The sequence below is a fragment of the Companilactobacillus paralimentarius DSM 13238 = JCM 10415 genome (assembly GCF_001434985.1).
Taxonomy (GTDB): domain Bacteria; phylum Bacillota; class Bacilli; order Lactobacillales; family Lactobacillaceae; genus Companilactobacillus; species Companilactobacillus paralimentarius.
The window spans coordinates 1-3,290 of the sequence record NZ_AZES01000032.1 but is presented as its reverse complement, the minus strand read 5'-3'; the positions used below and the strand labels follow the sequence as shown (position 1 = coordinate 3,290).

Here is a 3,290-nt window from a genome sequence, read left to right as displayed (position 1 = left end):
ACTTGGATTCAATTTATTTTGTCCAAGTGGCTAACTTGTTATTGAAATTTTCGACTGTTTTAATTAATGGAAGTAATATAGAATGTTCATTATAATTAATGTGTCATGATCTATGAGAAACGGGGGAAATATTATTATGTTTTCTAAAATAAAAAAAACAGCAATTCTAATTGCTGCAAGCGCCCTTCTAACTACAAGCTTTGAGGGAACAGTTGTCTTTGCTGACACTACCTCTAACACTAACGATGATTCATCTTTAACTACGACAAATTCTGATACAACAACCGATACATCATCTACATCAACAACTACTAAAACACAGGCTGGTTACGAAAACATTGACCTTGCTTCCGTTAAACTTGCTATGTTAAATGAACTTAATCGTCTCAGATCTCAAAACGACTTGAAGCCACTAACCTCAGTCGATGTCCTTAACAACTATGCCCAAGCTAGGACTGACTCTTTCATTACTTCTGGTGGTGTCGATGATCATTCCAATTGGCATTCAGCGAACATGTATCCTTACAATTACACTGCCGAAGAAAATATTGCTCAAATGCCTTTTTCTATGATTGGATCAACTGATCCCCTAATTATTGCTGAAAAAATCACTGATGAGTTTTACAGTGAAACATATGATTCCAATCCCGATTTTGGTCATAGAAAAAATATGCTTAATCCCTACATAAGTTACGTCGGAATTGGTGTTAGTGTATCAAATACCGGCATGATTTATTTCTCTCAAGAAATGGGTAATGATCAAGAATCATACAGTAAATACGACCCCACTGATGTCAAAGATTACTATATGACTAAGTATAACGACTACGCCAATCCTTCTAAATATGATTTGGCTGACGCAAATCGTAAAGGTGCCGACTATACTCAACGAAAAGACTATACCACCGCCGATTTACGTGGCGGTGTAACGACTAAAAATTATGTCACTCCCGTCTATGATCGTTACGGTAATAAAAGCAAGGATCTAGAGCTTGCGCCAAACTCAGATTGGATTTCCGATATTGTCGCTACTATCAATGGTAAAAAATATTATCACGTTAGTACCAATGGTTTCGTCTCAGCTGCCGATGTTTTACCATGGGCTAAATTCCTATATGGATCAAGTGTTACAGCAACTACTGATGCTAAGGTTTACGACAACAATGGTAACTTCACAGGCAAAATCGTACCTAAAGATAGCAAATGGATCATGGATAGACGAGCTGTTAATCCCAAGACAAAGGTAAAGATGTATCACATTGCTACTAATGCTTGGCTTCAAGAAAATCAAGTAAACGTAAATTAGAGATACCTTCGGGTATCTTTTTTTGAACCCGATTGGAGTCGCCAAGTAATTCAAATAGATCACTAGTGGTTTTGCTTGATTAGTCAGTCAGCAACAAGTCCTTCTTTCCCAAAATTTTGCCTAAGCGTCTTTATGAAATGGCTTTCACAATAAATGAAAGAAGTAGTATAATATTCTTAGGGTTTAAATGAATGTTTGAATTATTCTTAGATTGCTTCTTACTAGAATAGATGTGCAGTTAAAGCTACGATTAGAAGGAAACAAAAATCTACCTAGAAATTCTACATACACGAGCAAATCCTGGTTGAGCTTATTCAATATATCAAATGATGAAAGAAGTGATTCTGATGATGTTTCCATATTTGAAATTAGGTCCCAGAGATGGAGTTATGTTGATTTCGGTTTTTATTATGTTAATTTTAACATTGGTTTTTAAATGGTCAGTATGGGAATTTTTGGCTTCTGTTGTTGCAGTTATAATTGCATTCTTAGCAGGAAATATGAAACCAAATGAGAAAAAAGTGCTTTCTTTTTTGAAAAAGTAGTTTGAATTCTTATAGATTCCAAACACGTCTTAACCATTAAAGTTTTAAATATATTAAGGGAGCTACACTTTATCGTACTGGTAGATTAATTCTACCAGCACGATAAAGTGCGGCTCTCTTTTTTTGCATAAAAATAGTCGTTATTCAGTTTTCACTAAAAGACGACTAATAATTATTTATTGAAAAATTTACGAACTTCTTGTCCATAATTGTATTCAGCATTCACTTTTTTCAATAACTTTTGATCATGAGTTACTGTGAACCCGGTTTTACGTAAGTGTTTGTATAAATGAATATAAGGAAGATTTAAATCTTGGGCTAGTTTAATTTCCTCATCAATATCATAGGAAATTTTTTTAAAAGAAACATCTATTCTACCTTCATCATCAACTGTCAAAATTGTATAACAAGCACGTTGGTCGGCCATCAATTTGGCATAAGGACTGTATGGCTGACCTGTAGCTCCCGGATTAACAATCAATTGTCCTTTACTGGAAGTACGCATTACTTGTTGATGTGTATGTCCATACAATAAAACGTCTTTATCTCCGGCTAAATGATCAAAATTAACTTGTGCTTCAGCTGGAAATAAATCATGTCCCGTCGAACGTTCAGCTTGATTATGTGACAAGCCAAAATTTAATCCATTAACAGTTATCGTTGTGGAAATTGGTCTTTGAATCAATTCCTGATAATGTTTAGAGTCTAAATTATTGATTAAGTATTCAGTCAATCTTGATAAGTAAACTTCTGAAGGATCATCAAAATCAGCTTCTCCTTTAACAATACTATCAATCTCTTGTTCCCAATTTCCCTGTAACCAAACCGCTGGATGTAAAGATTCTACTGTTTTATAAAGTTGTTCCGCCCCAGGTCCAGGTAAGAATAAATCTCCTAAAAACCAATAATCTGTAGCTCCATTTTGTTTAGCATCTCTTAAAACAGCATCCAAAGCAGACACATTACCGTGAACATCAGAAAAAACTGCAATCTTGTGTATCATCTTCAACATCCCCTAAGCCCATAAACCACTCTAACATTGCAGTTTATATAAGAATAATCATTATTGTAGTCCTATTCACATACCAATACTATGAAGAAGATCCAAAATATCATTTTATGTAAACAAACAATATATTTTCATCAAATAACAAAAGATTTTTTTGAAAAGTATCACTAACAAATATTAACTTGGAATTAAATCACAACAAAACTGGGCTTATGCTGCAATTATAGTTATGTGTGCTGCCATTGTACTTACTATCATATTAGCTAGAAGTCTCTATCCAACAACTTCCACTATTTTTATAAGAACCATTCGGATTGAAATACTGTTATCAGTTGAGTTATATTTTCTCGTGTTCACAAAAAAACGTTCAAATATTGGCTGTTCGTCAAATCAAGTTGATGGCGGTTCAAGTTAACAGTTAGACCATAAA

Annotated in this window: 3 protein-coding genes; 2 read left to right on the top strand and 1 reads right to left on the bottom strand. The window is 34.1% G+C overall.

What is annotated here, in order from left to right; translation table 11 throughout:
- The first annotated feature begins 136 nt into the window (after positions 1–136).
- Together FD33_RS04180 and FD33_RS12735 are read left to right on the top strand one after the other, a co-directional pair.
- Positions 137–1,306: a CAP domain-containing protein gene (locus FD33_RS04180; RefSeq protein ID WP_025086377.1), complete on the top strand. Its 1,170-nt coding sequence runs from the start codon at positions 137–139 to the stop codon at positions 1,304–1,306.
- A 344-nt stretch (positions 1,307–1,650) separates the two neighbouring features.
- A complete protein-coding gene (locus FD33_RS12735; RefSeq protein WP_025086378.1) occupies positions 1,651–1,851 on the top strand; it encodes a hypothetical protein in 201 nt (66 codons plus the stop codon).
- A gap of 172 nt (positions 1,852–2,023) precedes the next feature.
- On the opposite strand, the gene FD33_RS04170 is transcribed toward FD33_RS12735, so the two are convergent.
- Entirely contained in the window at positions 2,024–2,854 is an 831-nt protein-coding gene (locus tag FD33_RS04170; protein ID WP_025086379.1) for a metallophosphoesterase family protein, read from the bottom strand.
- Positions 2,855–3,290: the final 436 nt, after the last annotated feature.

Excerpts from the sequence above, each read along its gene's own strand:
- FD33_RS04170 (WP_025086379.1), bottom strand. The coding sequence starts at position 2,854 with ATGATACACAAGATTGCAGTTTTTTCTGATGTTCACGGTAATGTGTCT.
- FD33_RS04180 (WP_025086377.1), top strand. The coding sequence starts at position 137 with ATGTTTTCTAAAATAAAAAAAACAGCAATTCTAATTGCTGCAAGCGCC.